We start from the raw sequence: 16,975 nt of genomic DNA on the forward strand, positions 1-16,975 counted from the left end.
GAAACGCTCGGTCACGTTCACCGAAATCCGCACCTTGGCCATTGCTGCCGCTGCTTTCTGCGGGGTTGCCTACCACGCCTATGGCTCTTACTCCGAAGTGCAAAGCGGCAAAAAGACTTGGGGGCAATTTGGCCTCACCTGCGGCGTGGGCGCTCTTCTCCTGGTAATCATCATCTGGCTGCTGACCAAAGGCACTGGCGTGTTGTGAGGCAGGAGCCCCATGAAACAAGATCAAGATCTTCACCTTCCAGACGGGACGTTGCGCTTTCTGCCAACACGCCTTAATCGCCAACCCGTCATCGTGCTTGGCTTAACCGCTGATGAGATGTGGATCACGGTGGCCTGTGCGGGGCTCACGGGCTTTGGGTTTGGTGTTGCTGCCGCAGTGCTTTTTCAAAGCATCGCTTTGGCTCCAACGATGATGATGCTCTGTATAGGCCTGGGCTTGTTCATCGGAGGAAAGCTGCTGCGCCGTCACAAGCGCGGCAAACCCGAAACCTGGCTCTACAGGCAGATGCAATGGTTCATTGCCACCCGGTGGCCCCTGCTGACGGGCTGGACCGGTGGCGATGACCTGGTTACCCGCTCAGGCCGCTGGAGCACGCGCAGGAGCTGCCGCCCATGAGCCGCTTCAAGAACGAAGTGGTTCGCCTTGAGTGCCACATCAAAACCTTACGTGCCGGCTGTGGCTTGCTATTTGGCATCGCAGTGTTAATGGGACTCGGGTGGTGGGACGCTCCCAGAAACCTGACCATTCATAACCCGCCCGACTTGCGCTCTGGCAGCACACGCAAATGGTGGGAAGTACCGCCAGAGTCGGTGTACACCTTCAGTGTCTACATCTTTCAACAACTGAACCGTTGGCCCACTGATGGCGAGAAAGACTATCCGCGCACCCTCTACAAGCTCAGTGCCTATCTGACACCTAGCTGCAAGGCCGAACTGGAGGTCGACTACCAGAAACGTCTAACCGCGAGTGAGCTGCGCGGTCGCACGCGCAGCGTTTTCGAAATCCCAGAGCGCGGGTATGGGGATAACCCTGAATTACGCGTGCAGGTACAAGGACGCGATCAGTGGCTAGTCAACCTGGACCTGGCCACAGAAGAGTTCTACGGCTCAGAACGCGTTAAACAAGCCTTCGTGCGCTACCCACTTAAGGTAGTGCGTAAAGACATCGACCCGGAAAAGAACCCCTTCGGCTTGGCGCTGGATTGTTACAGCTCGACGCCGCAACGCATCGCCCTCCTCCCCTCCACACCCACCAAAACCATAAGCAAGCAAGGAGGCCAGTAATGCGCCGACTCTGTTTCGCCCTGCCCGTCTGGCTGGGCTGTGCAGCCGCTCATGCCGTCGAAATCATGCACTGGGAACGGTTACCTCTGGCCGTGCCATTGCATGTTGGCCAAGAGCGCATCATCTTCATCGACCGAAATGTCAGAGTGGGTGTCCCGCGCACATTGACCGACGCTTTGCGTATTCAGAGTACCGGCGGCGCCCTGTATCTAAGGGCATCGGCGCCGATCGCGCCTACCCGATTGCAGCTGCAGGACGTGCGCTCAGGCGAAATCATCCTCATCGACATTGCCGCCACGGCCGCTGACGATCAACCGTCTCTTGAACCGGTCAAGATCGTCAAAGCAGCAACTGCTTCCCACCGCTCCCAAGACGACTCAGCTTCATCGGGATTAGGAGCTGGCTCAACTGGCGATACACCTTCGCAAACAGCCTCGGATCCGCGCGGTTCGCCTTTACCTGTCGTGCTGACACGTTACGCGGCTCAGAGCCTGTATGCGCCGCTACGCACCCTTGAGCCTCTCTCGGGTGTCACCCAGATCAAGCAACGACGCGAGCTCGATCTCAGCCTGCTGCTCCCCACTCAACCGATAGTCTCAACGCTTCTAGGAGCATGGCAGTTGGACGATCACATCGTGACGGCCGTCAAACTGCGCAACACCTCAGAACAAACACTGAACCTAGACCCACGTGCCCTGCAAGGCGACTTCCTCACGGCCACCTTTCAACACCCAAACCTGGGCCCCTCTGGGCTCACCACGGACACCACCGTTGTGTATCTCGTGACGAGGGCGAAAGACTTGGCTAACGCTTTGCCCCCCGCTATCAGCCGGATTGATGCCGGCATCAACATGGCCCCCGTCTCCGGAGGTGCCCATGAAGAGTAATGGGCTGCTCAAGTGGTTAGTTCTGGTGCTGGTATTGCTGGTGGTTTTAGGCACCTTCAAAGCTTGCTCCAGCAAAACGCCCTCATCATCGGCCGACAAACTGACCGCTCCTCAACTGACACAGGATGAGATGAAACAGCTGGGCATTGAAGGCGATACCCCACACGACACTGTGGCGACCTTGGTTGCCCAGACCAAAGCCATGCGCACAGAGTTGAAAACGCTGCTTTCGGATAACAAGAGTCAGCAAGAAGAAAACGCTCGACTACGCCAACGTGACAGTGAGATTGATCAGCGTATTCAGCAGGCGCTGAACGTTGAGTTGGATAAGGCTGAATCCAAAGGACCACGTCGTTTGAACGAGCAAGAAACTCAGAGCCTGCTCGATGAGATCAAGCAACGCCTCTCCACCGACCTTTTGAATAACCGCAACACTGACCTCCCCATTGGCCTGGGATTGCAACCGGGAGATGGCGATCAGTTCCCTAAAGGCCAAAGCGATCTGATCTGGATCGATCCTCAGGATGCAACCGCGGTCGATGCACAAGGTAAACCTATACCCAGTGGCACCAAGAAGCCCGCCTCCGGATTCAATTTCCCGGATGCGTTCAACGATGAGATCAATCGAGGGCAGCGCGAGCTGAAAGCAAGCACCGGCGCGGTCGGGCGAAATATCAAAACGACCGACGAAAAGGACACCGCCAGGCCTGTCTATACCCTGCCTGAGAACAGCACCCTCACTGGCTCCATCACAATGACCGCTCTGATCGGTCGAGTACCTGTCGATGGTGTGGTAAACGACCCCTACCCCTTCAAGGTCCTCATCGGCCCCGACAATCTGACTGCTAACGGCATAGATCTACCCGACGTTGCAGGAGCGGTTATCAGCGGTACGGCTGCTGGTGATTGGACGCTGTCCTGCGTGCGCGGACAGATCTCCAGCATGACCTTTGTATTTAACGACGGGCGTATCCGCACGGTGCCCACTCCGCAGAAGCTGACTAACCGTCAAAGCTCCGGACAAACCAGCAGCGCTCAACTGGACAAGATCCAGGGCGGCATTGGTTGGCTCAGTGATCCTTACGGCATTCCCTGCATTTCGGGGGAGCGGCGCTCCAACGCAGAACAGTACCTGGGTACCAAAAGCCTGATCACCTCCGCCGGCGCCGGCGTTGCCAAATTGCTGGGGGCTGATCAACAGGTCTCAAACACGCTCTTCAGCGCAAGCGGAGCACCTGTGGGTACCGGGACCGCCGGTAGCGATGCGGTCAGCACCATCCTCTCGGGTGGCGTGAAGGACATTGGCGACTGGGTCAACAATCTCTACGGCCAAGCCTTTGCAGCCATCTACGTGCAACCCGGCGCACAAGTGGCTGTGCACCTGGACCGGCAATTGGAAATTGACTACGAAACCTTGGGCCGCAAGGTTCGGCACACTTCTGGAGGTGCACATGTATCCGCGCTCGATTAACACCTGGCCTCTGATTCTTTTCAGCATGCTCGCCGTCAGCGGTTGCACGACCGATAAAGACAAACTGCTGCCTCATGGCCAACGGACCATGGTGGACATATGGGACGCCAGTAACGGTTACACGCCACAAAGCAGCGCCGATCGCCAACTGAATCCAGCACGCTCAACATTGCACCGCTCACTGAACGAGGTGCCCAAGGATCTAACTGCCTACACCCGCACAGCAGAAAACGAGATCGATAGCCAATTCAAACGCCTACCTAATCCTGACCTGGTGATGTACGTCTTCCCCCATCTAGCGGGCTCTGACCCCGTCCCTGTGCCAGGCTACAGCACCGTCTTCCCGTTCTATCAACGTGTGCAATACGCCATGCCTGGTGAGCGTACGGAGGAATACTGATGAAGCAGTCAGATAGGGATCAATGGCAAGCACACGTTGAGAAGCTCGCAGTACACGGATTACCTGAACCTGGCGCATGGAACCGCCCGAAGAACCGCCACTGCACAAAAGCCGATGAACAAGCCCTTTACGCAAAGACACCAAGCTTCGTCGACATGTTGCCCTGGGTTGAGTTTCTACCTGAGTCCCAATGCTTGCTGCTTGAGGACGGTGAATCTGTAGCCGCGTTTTTTGACCTTACGCCGGTCGGGACCGAAGGCCGAGAATCAGGCTGGTTAACAACCGCCAGGGATGCTCTGGAAAACGCTCTGCAGGACAGCTTTGACGAACTGGAGGGCCAACCCTGGGTTGTTCAGCTCTATGCCAAGGACGAAACCAACTGGGACGACTACATGAGCACCCTTAAGGCCTACCTACAGCCTCGTGCTCAAGGTACGGCTTTCACCGACTACTACCTACAGATGTTCGAACAGCATCTACAGGCCATTTCCAAACCAGGCGGCTTGTTCGAAGACACTGCTGTGACCAAGCTCCCATGGCGCGGACAAACACGTCGAGTACGGTTGGTGGTGTATCGCCGGAGCAAAGGCACACCGTCACGTCGCGGACAATCCAGCGAGCAGGCCCTCAATACGATCTGTGATCGCCTGACTGCGGGGCTTTGTAATGCTGGCGTGAAATCTCGACGCATGAACAGCGCTGGTATTCACAATTGGCTACTGCGATGGTTCAACCCCAGACCACGACTATTGGGCGATACGCCAGAGGCACGCAAAACTTTTTACGAGCTAACTGCATTGCCAGAAGGCGGCCCGGACGATGAGCTAGAACTCGCCAGCGGTACTGACTTTGCACAGCGCTTGTTCTTCGAACAACCTAGGTCCGACGTTGATCAAGGGCTCTGGTACTTCGATGAAATGCCGCACCGCGTAGTCGCGCTGGATCGGCTCCGTACCGCACCCACCACGGGGCATCTGACAGGAGAAACCTCCAAAGGCGGCGATGCCACCAACGCTCTCTTCGATCAAATGCCAGAAGAAACCATTCTGTGTATCACGCTGGTCGTTACCCCTCAGGACACACTCGAAGCCCACCTCAATCATCTGGCCAGCAAGTCGGTTGGCGATACCTTAGCTTCGCAACAAACCCGGGAAGACGTACAACGGGCCCGATCGCACATTGGCAGCGCGCATAAACTCTACCGAGGTGCCGTCGCTTTCTATTTACGAGGGGCTGGTGTTGAACAGCTAAATGAACGAACCCTGCAACTCCACAACGTCATGCTCAATGCCGGGCTTCAGCCCGTACGCGATGAGCATGAGGTCGCTCCGCTGAACAGCTACCTACGATGGCTGCCCTGTGTGTTTAACCCAGGAATGCCTAATAGCGAGTGGTACACCCAACTGATGTTCGCGCAGCACCTAGCCAACCTCGCCCCCGTCTGGGGTCGCAGTGAGGGTACCGGCCATCCTGGGATCACATTCTTCAACCGCGGTGGTGGGACGATCACCATCGATCCATTAAACCGCCTCGACCGGCAGATGAATGCTCATCTGTTTTTGTTCGGGCCAACCGGTGCCGGCAAATCAGCCACGTTGAACAACATACTCAACCAGGTCACGGCGGTTTACAGACCACGCATCTTCATCGCTGAAGCCGGTAACAGCTTTGGGTTGTTTGCTGACTTTGCCAAGCGCCTAGGCTTGACGGTCAACCGGGTCAAGCTGGCTCCCGGTTCAGATATCAGCCTCGCACCGTTTGCTGATGCGCATCGTCTGATCGACAAACCTACCCGGGTCAAAACGCTCGATGCAGAAGCACTGGATGAGACCGATCAGACTGAGGAGGATGAGCGCGATGTCTTGGGTGAGCTCGAGATTACTGCGCGCCTGATGATCACGGGTGGCGAGGAGAAAGAAGAACAACGCCTCACCCGTGCCGATCGAAGCATGATCCGACAGTGCATCATCAATGCCGCCACCGCTTGCTCTAGACAGCACCGAACGGTTCTGACTCAAGACGTGCGGGATGCCCTGAGAGCTTCAGGAAATGACGCCAGCCTGCCAGAGCAGCGACTTATAAGAATTCTCGAAATGGCGGACGCCATGGATATGTTCTGTCAGGGGGCTGATGGGGCCATGTTCAACAGCGGAGGATCGCCATGGCCGGAGGCTGATATCACTATCGTCGACCTAGCCACCTACGCACGTGAGGGTTACAACGCACAGCTTTCGATAGCGTACATCTCGTTGATCAACACCGTTAACAACATTGCCGAACGAGACCAAATGCTTGGCAGGCCGATCATTAACGTAACGGATGAGGGGCACATCATCACCAAGAACCCGCTGCTCTCCCCTTACACCCTCAAGATCACCAAGATGTGGCGCAAACTGGGGGCTTGGTTTTGGTTGGCTACGCAGAACATCGATGACCTGCCAAAAGCGGCAGAGCCGATGCTGAACATGATTGAGTGGTGGATCTGCTTGAATATGCCGCCAGATGAGGTGAACAAAATCGCGAGATTCCGGGAGCTCAATGATGCTCAGAAAAAGCTGATGCTGTCGGCGCGTAAGGAGTCGGGGAAGTTTACGGAGGGGGTTATTTTGTCGAAGTCCACGGAGGTGCTTTTCAGAGCCGTGCCGCCAAGCTTGCACCTTGCGATGGCCATGACCGAGCCTGAGGAAAAAGCTGAGCGATTCAGGCTGATGAACGCGCAAGGGATCAGTGAGTTGGACGCTGCAATGGCTATGGCAAAAGCCATTGATCGTAAGCGCGGAATTATGTCCCCAGAGGCGAGGCTGATTGGCTAAATCATCATGCAGGATGTTCAACATTGAACACCCTACAGAAGTGAACGACACACTGGTGTTCATGAACACGACATTCGGCAGGCGATATAACAGGTGTACCTAACGTGTTCATAATTCCCGGCGACTGGCTCTAAAAAGCGAACGCTTACTGAACCACATCAAAAATCAGATAACGTTTCTGAACAGTGCAGGACAATACAGAAACCAGTGCATTGAAAACTACCGGCGCCGCAATCGGTCACTCTCATCCAAAACGAACTGTCTCGACCAGATGGCCGCCCAGAATTGAACAGTTAGCATCCATGGCCTGGACATCAGCCAAACCACCGCTATGCGCCAAAAATTCCAAAATAGTCTTTTCGAATGCCCTCTGCGGGGTAGCGGCGTGTACACAGATCTACCTCCAGTGGCAAAACCCCATTTCCAATAGATCTCAATTTCTCGCTTCGCGTAAGTAATTGAATTGCAGTTCCAAAATGTGCCCCACCGGCGATTCCATGTGTCACTTATCAACCAGTTGTGACCTAGGTGCCAAGTTAGTGAATCAAACTCCGGCACCTGTCCGCCCTCCAGGGAGACCGAACATTTACGAAATTGGTAGCTCTCCAAGGTAAATCTTATATCGCCTTTGAGGTGCGATAGAAAATTTTGCGAAGGAACTCGCGTCAGCGGGAAAACAACCGGCGAGCGATCCAGATCATGTGCGGTTATCGCATCTTGGTATCGAAGACCTGCACCCGCGGCCTCAAATATGCAATCGAATCTCACTACCGCAGCATCGACTGCACGGAATGCAATTTTGGAAACTCGAGGTTCAGCGTCTGTCGGTTTTGTCAGGTAGAGAGAATACTCGATGTGCTTTCCTAGCGTTTCCCATCGAGCGCCAAAACCATTACGTTTCGTCCACCTCTGATGGGCTTCGGAATAGGTTTTAAAGAGCAGCGCCCTGGTGACCTGACGCCAGGACCATGCTAACGCCTTAATAATCACGCCCCATGGCGTCGGAATCGTCATATTCGCCCCTCGCAAGCTTGAGGATGGACAGGTCTACTTTTCTCAATCACCTTCTACACCTCATCGATCTCGAGTTCTGCTGCGTAACGACGGTTGCTCGTGATCAACTGACCTAGTGATTTCGGATATATCAATCGAGCGCTATGAGATAGTGCCTACTAGAAAGATGACCTCAACCACCTAAGCATACTACCGACGGCGTATTTTTTCGGTGAGAAGCTACACCTCCTTCACAGAGGCTCGCTCGCTCGCATCGTTAGTAATTTAGTCGCGAAGCCCTTGAGCTGCTCAAGGCAATTAGCCATTATTCAAACCTATACCTAATTTCGAGCCTTTCGCGATCCTGCTCTCAAGGTACCAGAGCGTCACTCAATCAGCTTTGCTCAAGGAAGAATACGTATGGAAATGCGCTTATCCGTGGCCCTCACAGCATTAAAAACGCCCCCTTAACGACACGCTGTGGACTTGACGACTCAAACCCACCGCCGAGCAATATGTTTTTCAAAGCTGCGTAGATTTACTAGGAAGTACATGAGCACACCAACTGAATACACGACCACGATCATCATTGACCTCAATCAAAGCGATACAAATGCAAAGCTTGAGGTGAATCAGCTAGTGCAACGCCAGAGCTACAACACGCTAAAAGAGCGAATCGAGAGGGATCTAGCTAGCGCCGAAAAGGTTCCGCCATCGGGGCAAGTCCATCGAGCAGAGCACGAATACCCCTATGGCAGTGGGTTGGTTTACTTCATCGATGGTACTCGTGGCGCGGGTAAGTCCACCTTCTTGCAAAGTGCCTTTCATGCGTTAGGTGATGAAAAAACCTCGCTCAATATTCGACCCCTAGCTTATATTGATCCAAGCAGGATCGAACGTAGTGAAATCATCCTATTAAGCGTTCTAAAGGCTCTGAAAAACTCAATTACAAGCACAAGTGCCGGTTCAAGATTGAATGGCGAAAACCAAATCCAGTGCTTTCGTGAGCAGTTTAAAAAACTAGCTGGCGGCTTAAGCCTTTTTAGCTCAACTCACGACCAACTCCAAGACTTAGACCCCGAACTTTTTTTTGAGTGGGGTCTCGAGCGAGCAGGCTACAGTAAAGATTTACGAATAAACTTTCACGCGCTACTGGATTTATCTTGCCAGATTTTAAATACTGATTCATTGATCATCGCTTTTGATGATGCCGATACTCACTCACAACACGCTCGCAGCGTTCTGGAATGCATAAGAAAATACCTGGACACCCCTCGCCTTGTAGTCTTGGTAACTGGCGACATTGAACTCTACTCATTGATGGTAAGAGACCATTTCTATGACAGCCTCGGAGATGCAAAACACGGTCAAGTCAAAGAGAGAGCAGACCAGCGTCATAAAATGGTCGACCACCTGGAGGATCAGTATTTACTAAAGCTTTTTCCCATGCACCGCCGGTTACAGTTACGCCCACTGTGGAATCTTCTACTAAACGACAAAGCCAAGTTTCAACTGCGTCACAACAACTGGAATAGAGAGCTAACACCAGATGACCTGGTTAACTCTTTGATTCGACGCGGACTTCGAATTAAGAACCCTCGCGACTTAGAACTTTACAGAGAATTTCTACTTAAACAACCTTTGCGCTCGATACTTCAAGTATTCTCTCGATGCGCCAATGCCTTCGACCCAAGCAGCTCGGATGAATGGAACCTCGAACTGTCCGAAGCACTTAGTGAAAGCTTAAGGGCTTTAGCCCTGGGAAGCCTGTATAAATTTGGTGTAGATGTAGACGCTATTGCAGCACAAGAATTACCCGCACTAAGCAAGGCTGTTTTCGACCTAGCTATTCGTGACGGCGATTTCGACACTGCTGCTTACCTACGCCCTCAGCCAATCGATGCAGACTTGAAGAACTGCTTCGCAGCACTATCGGCCGATGTAACCCGGCTTTGTGCAAAGAAACCAGGAACACTGATTGACTATATGCTAACAGCACCAGGCAGCGTAGCACTCTTTGGACAGGTTCTAAGGCGAAAAACTAAAGACCTTCGAACAGCGGAAGATCGTCAAATCCTTCGAAAGCAGTTTGAGCAGTACATGGGCATCGGGCGAAAAGAGGATGCCCTCAATTGGGCTCGTCACGCGGTTTCCACTCTTACCGCACCTTATGGGGCAAACCCCACGACACCAGTAGTTTACTCCGGCGTCATTGGCCTAAACAAGAGAAAGCCAGGGGGAGGAAGCCCTGAGTTCATTACCGCTGACAACATACTCAAAAACTGCAAAGAGTTGCCTGCGTTTGCACTAAGCCTAGTGGACGTCTCCGGTTCATCCTCAAGAACCTATGCCTCGATTTACAACATCCTCGGTCTAATTGCTCGATTGCTTTCACTGGAGCCGGAGGGTGGCAAGTACGATGTTATGAGCTTGTTACCTAAACCATACCCGCCGCTCACCGTTTCACAACCTCAGTGGGAAGCGGACAACGCTGACGAAGAAAAAGACGAAGAACCATCGGATTCTGTCGAGGATGCAGCCAAGCTCACTCAACTGGTATTAGCGGTCGAGCAGTGGCTCAAATCGACTGGCCCTCTCCGTGAGCAACTAAACCCATCGGCTGTGTTAATTGGTAAAATCTGGACTCGCTTGTATTTCAGCCTTGAAAAGGTGTGCGATGACAATCGACCAGATATTGCTAAGAAGGATATCGGAGCAGGCAACCTCATGGAGTTACTTGCCCTCTGTGTTATTAATGCGTTCTACGTTGAGGAGCGTGACCACCACTTAACTGGCAGCGCACCACAAGATGCAGATACAGACCGCACCAACCCACTAAAATCCGCCAAATATTTCATGAAAAGGGTGAAGTGGGCTCAAAACGCTTACCAACAGCTACCCCTCACCTACTTGGTAGCAACTTGCCCGCTGATACTAGGACTCTTGGAGCCAAGCGCTGAATCGAAAAAGCTGGTTTCCTCATTTCTGTCCGGTCATCCCGACGCAAAGTCTGTTGAACGCGACTCTGAGATCGAGAACGCCAGTATCACACAAACCGTAGAAAATCTTCTTTGCGATCAAAATATTTGGGAAAAACTAAACCGTACTTATGTACTGGGGATGAAATGGGTAACAACCACTCCCAAGAGCAGAGCAGTTCGTGCTGATGCTGAGAAGGCCAGAACTTGAACAATGCAAATCGTGAACAACCCGCATCTGTTATCACCCAGATAGGTGTAACGCTCATTTCAAGTTGCAGAGTGTTGAAGTTGATCCGGCAAACCCCGTTTCGCCAGCCTCTCGACCCTGGGGACTTGCATGAAGCCGTCTATCTTGGGTACTTGCCTTGGTCGGCTCGCCTACCAGATCATGTTTTTGAGCATAGCTGGCTACTATTGGCCCAACAATCCGTCAACAAAAACCGAGCGGGCATGTTGATTAGTGCACTACAGGAAATGTCCAACGAGTTTCTAGAGCACCGGCACGGCAACTTGCATGTGAAGCAACAGAAATTTGGGGCCTGGCAACAAAGCGTCGTAAGTCGTATATCAGGCCTCCCCCTGATGGCAACTGCTCCACTCTCAACCAATCAGGCAACAAGGCCAGCGACCGATAAACATTCGAGGTGGCCTTGGGAACCTTCACAGACTTGGGCTAGCCAAAATCTGCCCGTCCTCAGTCCGTATGACCCGTTGGTAGAGGATTACTTAGGCCGCGAAGGACTGCACGAGACACACCTACATCTTAACGGCAGTACGCATGCGGAGAACTGCTGGTTACGTGCCCTGCGCATGCCCAAACAAGAAACAAAGGACTTTAGCCTAAAGTGGCATACCCCTAACGCAGCCGACGCGGCCGCAGTGCGAGAGCTGGCTCGCTCAATCGACCCTGATCTCTCGCCTACTGAGTTGTATCGTCAACTACTTGCGGCAGGTTGCTTGAGAAAATGGCTAATTTCAGCAGCGACCGATACGCTCAATGCAGACGCTTGCCTTCCGCACGACCTAACAGAATTGATGGAGGAGGCGATTATCGTGGAGAAGAGTCCACCCCCATTGGCACCGCACTTAGAGCTCTCAGAAAATAGCTCCATATCGGACGAAATGAGCTGGATGCAACAGCTCTTGAGCAGGCTTAAAATGCATCCAAGCGTTACGCTTGAGCGCATGTTTCATACCTACCTAATGCTCCAGAACCAGCATTACCGACTTCTAGTACAAAGCGAAGAGCAATTTGGCTTCGATCAATTTCAAAAGTTCACCTATAATAAATTGCGGGACCCAGCCGAAGAAGACTATCTACCACGCTTTTGGGCAATGCATGGCAAAGCGGATAATGTGAGCCGAACGACCTATCTCGAAGGGCGACTCTCCCCAAAAGATACGCTACGTAAGAATTATAAATTACTCAAAGCTGTTCTTGGCGGTTACTGGTGCTACCTTCACGACCAAGAGCCTCAAAGCCGTAGCACGAACTCACTGCCTTACAATCTTAGTGAGTTGCTAGAAAAGCTGGAAACACACTTTCGCAAAACGTCCCCCCTTGATCGCTCGCATCATCGCCTTGCTCTGGTTATGCACTTCATCAAAAAATCTTGGACTCCAGGGGGGAAAGGAGGTCCGTACCGCTTTTATAAACAACGTCAGGAACTGGAACTGACAACGAATGTTTTGCTAGAGTCCCTCGCTCGTTTGCCCCGACTGAGAACCTGGGTGCGAGGTATAGACGCCGCAGCAAACGAGTTGCACGCACCTCCTGAGATTTTCGCTAGTTGCTATCGGGTGTGCCAACGAGCAGGCTTAACTCACCGAACCTATCATGCAGGTGAAGACTTTGCGCACATTCTGAGCGGCCTACGCACCATACATGACGCCCTAGAGCTGCTCGACTTACGCGACGGCGATCGGATAGGTCATGGGACCGCAATGGGCATCTCGCCTCGATTGTGGCTAGAGCGCATGCCCGGACAGTTAGTAGTCAAGAAAGGCGAATGGATGTTGGACTTGCTTGCAGCTTGGCGCCTACTGCGAACCGTGCCAAGCGCAGCAATCACAGCAACACGCGTAGCAAATGATTTAGCTAAATGCGCTGGCGAAGTCTTCCGCCGAGAATTGAGTTGTACCTCATTAGAGGCCGCAATGGAGCTCCGGCACTTAAACATTCGCTTTGTGCAGGCCGCAATGGAAGAGGAATGGTCAACAGATATAACTCCATTAAGCGATCTCTGGCACAGTGAAGCGCAGAGGGTGCTGGATGCAAAACGCGATAGCCCTCAACACCTAAACTTGCTGTGGGAATGGCTCAGCGACCGAGAGTTGTGGAAGCGTAGTGAAGCCCTTCAGAGCGTTGACGCGGATTACTTTGATGAAGCAACCTATCTGCACCTCCAGCAAGCGTTAATGCGTGAGGTCGCTCAACGCAACGTGATCATTGAAACGCTGCCATCAAGCAATGTACGCATTAGTCAATACAATAGCTTCAGTGAACATCACTCGTTACGCTGGATGCGCGCACCTGGCTTTGTTCAAGATGGGGATCCTGAAATTATGGTTTCACTCGGCTCGGACGACCCAGGCATTTTTGCGGGAGATTTAAACGGTGAGTTTTACCAGTTGTATGGAGCTCTGCGTAATCAAGGCATAAGCGATCATGCAGCGCTTTCGCTTCTAGCCCCGCTCAATGAGCGTGGCCGGGCTTATCGATTCCATGACCCCTTCTTAGGCTAAATAGGGCATCACTCCAGACGATATGAGCTACAAATCGGACCAAAACACAACTAATTCAAAGCAGGGCGTGTTACGCGCCCTGAAAACTTCGGAAATATTTGTGCCAGCCTGGCCCTGCACACCACGCTAGAACTAAAGTAAGGCTAAGATACAATGCCAAGTACTTTGAAAGAATTCACACCTCAAAGAAAGGAAGATTGCGATGGTGGATAACTGTAAACTTCTAGTCCCAGATGACTTCACGCCAAGTTCAATAGAGACTGCCTTCAATTACGCAAGAGAAACTCTGGAGAAATCTCCAGAAATTGAAGAAGTCATTCTGGTTATCCCAGCGAAAAAGCAGATCCAGGGAACAACCCTCGCTACATACCTCGGTTTAGAGATAGCGAAGACCTTGAAAGACACGGGCACTTCAAAGCAACCCTTAGGGGTTCCATTAAGACTAGAGTCAGCGCAAACGCTCAAGTGGATCTCTCGCCCATCATTAGTTATTTGCGTTTATACCGATCAGTCGATGATGGATAAGATTGACACTTTAGCTAATGTAGTTAGTGTCATTGCACTTCCCTACGCGCCAGATAGACTCAAAACCTGGGAGGACACCTGGAATCCGACTATTCACGGAAAACCAAAAAAAGTGGCGCTGCCCCTAATCAGCGACCCGATCTTCGAGCAGGCTATGAAGTGCCTCACTGGTGCAGTCAATCTGTCAGGCTCAACATTTCATCCCAACGATAAAACCAGTGCAGACAGATATCTACGAATTCTGCGGATCAAAGGCCATACCGAATCGCCTGAAAACTTGCGCGCGTGGGCAATAAAAAATCAGTGGCCTCCTAAACTAGCAGGTGAACTGCTCAAACTCGCGACAAAAGTCCAATCACTCAAAGGTAAACCGAAGCTAGATCGCCCGGATTCGGTTGAGCGCCAATATTCGTTTTGGCTTGAGAAGCTGGCCGAATAATTAGTTTGCAACGTGAGCCGCCGTACAGGCAGAGTATCTTTGAACCTGCCCGCGCCTCTACATGAGAGGAGCCTCTAAGGTTCTACTCTCTACCCGTTACGGCGGATTTAGTCTTGTATCCAGAGCAAATCGCTCTTGGCTTATGAATTCGAACAAATCGTCCGCGGTAGAGGGATTCATCAGCACATTCCAGCTATGGCGGGATACTGCAGAAGGAATCAGAACGAAGGTGTGCTCTGCCAAGAGGCTGTCACCAAACTGCTGCTGGCCTCGCCCGGGTGAGCCCGGGAACAGCCAGTTTGCATTAGGTACCGAGTCAGGCATAACCCGATGGACTCGCTTGAAGTTCTTAACTCGGGCACACGTGAGTACATGTGGGATCGTGTCCAGCGCCTGAAAACCTTTGTGCACGGCCACTTCAAGAATCGCGGTCGACGGATCTGCTGAGCAGTACACCGCTTTGATACCCTTAGAGTTCCAACGGCCGCCAGCGATTTCGGCACCAATACCGGACGACCAGGTGGATGCATGCTTTTCTTGATCCAACCGCCACAAGTACAACTCTCCATTCCCAGGCACTATCGTCATCAGGAATACACCCCGTACTCCATACGGGTCAGAAAATCTTCGACCAGCTCAAATCCCATCTGAGTCGTCAGAAGATCAAGAGGCGCCTTTCCTTCGAGCCCCATTGCAGGAGAGGTCATCCAGTTGAGCGCCTGCTGGCGATCCCCCAGCACCTCTTCCGCCTTACTCAATACGCTAGCCAGACGCCATGTGCTGTTGGTCTGCTCCGCCGTCAGTGGCTCAGGTTTTTTGATACGCCGCTGCACCGTTCGATCCGAAAGCCCGAGCACCTTGGAAAACACATGGTGATCTCGCAGTTGGCTGTATGACTGCACGAACGCAATCACCAGCTCAGACGGAAACCCTTTCTCCATCATCGAATGAAGCTCAAACGCACTCGTAATCTTGAGTTTTTTACCTTCACCAAACAGCAGCTGCAGCGGCCGTGCTGGGTCGTACGTTGTCGATTGTAGGCTTTTGCTTGCAGGAATCATGATCACCCTCCTCTGCCATATGGCTAAAATATATCGCCATGTGGCAAAGAAAGCCAACCTATCCGACGATGGGTATTTGGCCTGTAGTTCACGCTAATACGGGGAGACTGGACACAAGCATTCTCTGAAATCCGAACCAAAACCGATGAGCATTGCCTGTCACTTAATACGGTATTGGAGAACCAGTTTTCGTGATGCTCTCTGGCAGATATGCGTAGAGGATCCAGTAAATCTTTCTCTGGACCTAGCGATGAAACCCAAGAGCTCGCGCAGACCACCTGACCACCTTAGAACGATGGTCACGATTGATCATTTCAGCGACCTGCCTTCAACCCTTGCTGACAAGATCCTATCGGTCGAACCTAAAGTACCGCCTGCTTCGCTGATGCCCCAGCCATACCGGAATGTACAACCATGAGGCTCGCCAGCAAACGGCGTCGTGCCCACCTCATAGCAATCCTCATTGCCCTCCTCCCCCATTGCGCACCGAGCCTCGCCCTGGATACCGCCACCATCGTCCCGTCGGTGGCATCACCCAACTGTCTTGAATACCAGGTCGTTGGTGCCTGCTATTGGCTGCGCTGCACCAACTTCGGATGCAAGGTCAAAACATCTACGAAGGTTCGTCACTACGTTCCTGACGCAGTTGTCTCAAGCTATTCCTCGACCGGTGAAAACCCCTGGAGCGAAGTTCGGACACTGAGCGGACCGATCTCACAAGCAAAAGGTGGTGGCAGCGGCACTAACAACGAGCAACACGAAAACAACCTCTCCATCTTCAAGAACGTCGACGTTATCGGCCACCCAGGTATCGCCGCATTCAATGCATTCGCCAGCGGCTCGGGATACACCTGTGCGGGCGCCGGCAAACCCTACGTACCGAACATGCTCAGCACCCTGGACTACATTGGGTGGCGTTACGGAATCCCCGAAAGCGTCTATCCGCAATCCCTCATCCCCGGCATACGTGAGATCGGCAGCAGACTGTCTCTAAACCTCTGGGGGAACGTGTACCCACGTAGCGGCTTCCTGCACCAGGTTGATGATTACAAGGCCTCAGCCGTCATGGCTCAACGTGCAGGAGACATCGTCACACGGCCCGGCCAGGTCCACGTCTACCAACCACTTCTTGCGGCTCCCAGCGCAGGATACTGGCCCGCGGGCGAACTCCGCGAGTCAGATCCCTCTACAGGTAAGTGGCAGCAATTAAGACCTCAGCTCACCAATGCCTGTGCAGTTTTCCCCAACCCCAGCCCGCGCGCACAAGCCATTGACGGAGGCTACGCGTGGGCGCTCTGGCGTCCGTATACCTGCTGCAAACGCGAAGGCCAAACCTTCCTAGGCAGCACCGGACCGAATTAACAACT

General features: G+C 52.8%; 13 protein-coding genes. 11 read left to right on the forward strand and 2 right to left on the reverse strand.

Features of this window, described 5'->3' with window-relative positions:
* The 10 genes from CI807_RS27325 to CI807_RS27370 all read left to right on the forward strand — a co-directional run.
* Positions 1-208, forward strand: a 208-nt coding sequence (locus CI807_RS27325) for a TIGR03745 family integrating conjugative element membrane protein (protein ID WP_095016984.1), incomplete at its 5' end; no start/stop codon positions are given.
* Between the two features lie 12 nt (positions 209-220).
* Positions 221-625 carry a TIGR03750 family conjugal transfer protein gene (locus CI807_RS27330; protein WP_095016985.1) on the forward strand — a complete coding sequence of 135 codons (405 nt, stop codon included), beginning with the start codon at positions 221-223 and terminating at the stop codon, positions 623-625.
* On the forward strand, positions 622-1,293 hold the full coding sequence (locus CI807_RS27335; RefSeq protein WP_095016986.1) for a PFL_4703 family integrating conjugative element protein: 672 nt from the start codon (positions 622-624) through the stop codon (positions 1,291-1,293). The genes CI807_RS27330 and CI807_RS27335 overlap by 4 nt, the downstream gene beginning before the upstream one ends.
* Positions 1,293-2,180 (forward strand): TIGR03749 family integrating conjugative element protein, encoded by an 888-nt coding sequence (locus CI807_RS27340; RefSeq protein WP_095016987.1) that lies wholly within the window; start codon positions 1,293-1,295, stop codon positions 2,178-2,180. The genes CI807_RS27335 and CI807_RS27340 overlap by 1 nt, the downstream gene beginning before the upstream one ends.
* Positions 2,170-3,651: a TIGR03752 family integrating conjugative element protein gene (locus CI807_RS27345; RefSeq protein ID WP_095016988.1), complete on the forward strand. Its 1,482-nt coding sequence runs from the start codon at positions 2,170-2,172 to the stop codon at positions 3,649-3,651. Before CI807_RS27340 ends, CI807_RS27345 begins: the two co-directional genes overlap by 11 nt.
* Complete coding sequence (locus CI807_RS27350; protein WP_095016989.1) at positions 3,632-4,051, forward strand: TIGR03751 family conjugal transfer lipoprotein; 420 nt, start codon at positions 3,632-3,634, stop codon at positions 4,049-4,051. The genes CI807_RS27345 and CI807_RS27350 overlap by 20 nt, the downstream gene beginning before the upstream one ends.
* Entirely contained in the window at positions 4,051-6,864 is a 2,814-nt protein-coding gene (locus CI807_RS27355; protein WP_095016990.1) for a conjugative transfer ATPase, read from the forward strand. The genes CI807_RS27350 and CI807_RS27355 overlap by 1 nt, the downstream gene beginning before the upstream one ends.
* A gap of 1,545 nt (positions 6,865-8,409) precedes the next feature.
* Complete coding sequence (locus CI807_RS27360; RefSeq protein WP_095016991.1) at positions 8,410-11,046, forward strand: hypothetical protein; 2,637 nt, start codon at positions 8,410-8,412, stop codon at positions 11,044-11,046.
* 602 nt (positions 11,047-11,648) lie between these two features.
* Positions 11,649-13,583 carry a hypothetical protein gene (locus CI807_RS27365; RefSeq protein ID WP_177409605.1) on the forward strand — a complete coding sequence of 645 codons (1,935 nt, stop codon included), beginning with the start codon at positions 11,649-11,651 and terminating at the stop codon, positions 13,581-13,583.
* Positions 13,584-13,785: 202 nt separating this feature from the next.
* Positions 13,786-14,547 (forward strand): hypothetical protein, encoded by a 762-nt coding sequence (locus CI807_RS27370; protein WP_095016993.1) that lies wholly within the window; start codon positions 13,786-13,788, stop codon positions 14,545-14,547.
* A 96-nt stretch (positions 14,548-14,643) separates the two neighbouring features.
* Here CI807_RS27370 and CI807_RS27375 read toward each other — a convergent pair whose 3' ends face one another.
* Positions 14,644-15,135 carry an RES family NAD+ phosphorylase gene (locus CI807_RS27375; protein ID WP_095016994.1) on the reverse strand — a complete coding sequence of 164 codons (492 nt, stop codon included), beginning with the start codon at positions 15,133-15,135 and terminating at the stop codon, positions 14,644-14,646.
* On the reverse strand, positions 15,135-15,608 hold the full coding sequence (locus tag CI807_RS27380; protein ID WP_095016995.1) for an antitoxin Xre/MbcA/ParS toxin-binding domain-containing protein: 474 nt from the start codon (positions 15,606-15,608) through the stop codon (positions 15,135-15,137). The genes CI807_RS27375 and CI807_RS27380 overlap by 1 nt, the downstream gene beginning before the upstream one ends.
* 414 nt (positions 15,609-16,022) lie before the next feature.
* On the opposite strand from CI807_RS27380, the gene CI807_RS27385 reads away from it, so the two are divergent.
* The gene (locus tag CI807_RS27385) at positions 16,023-16,970 is read left to right on the forward strand and encodes a TIGR03756 family integrating conjugative element protein (RefSeq protein ID WP_095016996.1); all 948 of its coding nucleotides are present in this window, start codon (positions 16,023-16,025) and stop codon (positions 16,968-16,970) included.
* Positions 16,971-16,975 lie beyond the last annotated feature (5 nt).

The sequence above is a fragment of the Pseudomonas sp. NS1(2017) genome, assembly GCF_002269425.1.
Taxonomy (GTDB): Bacteria; Pseudomonadota; Gammaproteobacteria; order Pseudomonadales; family Pseudomonadaceae; genus Aquipseudomonas; species Aquipseudomonas reactans.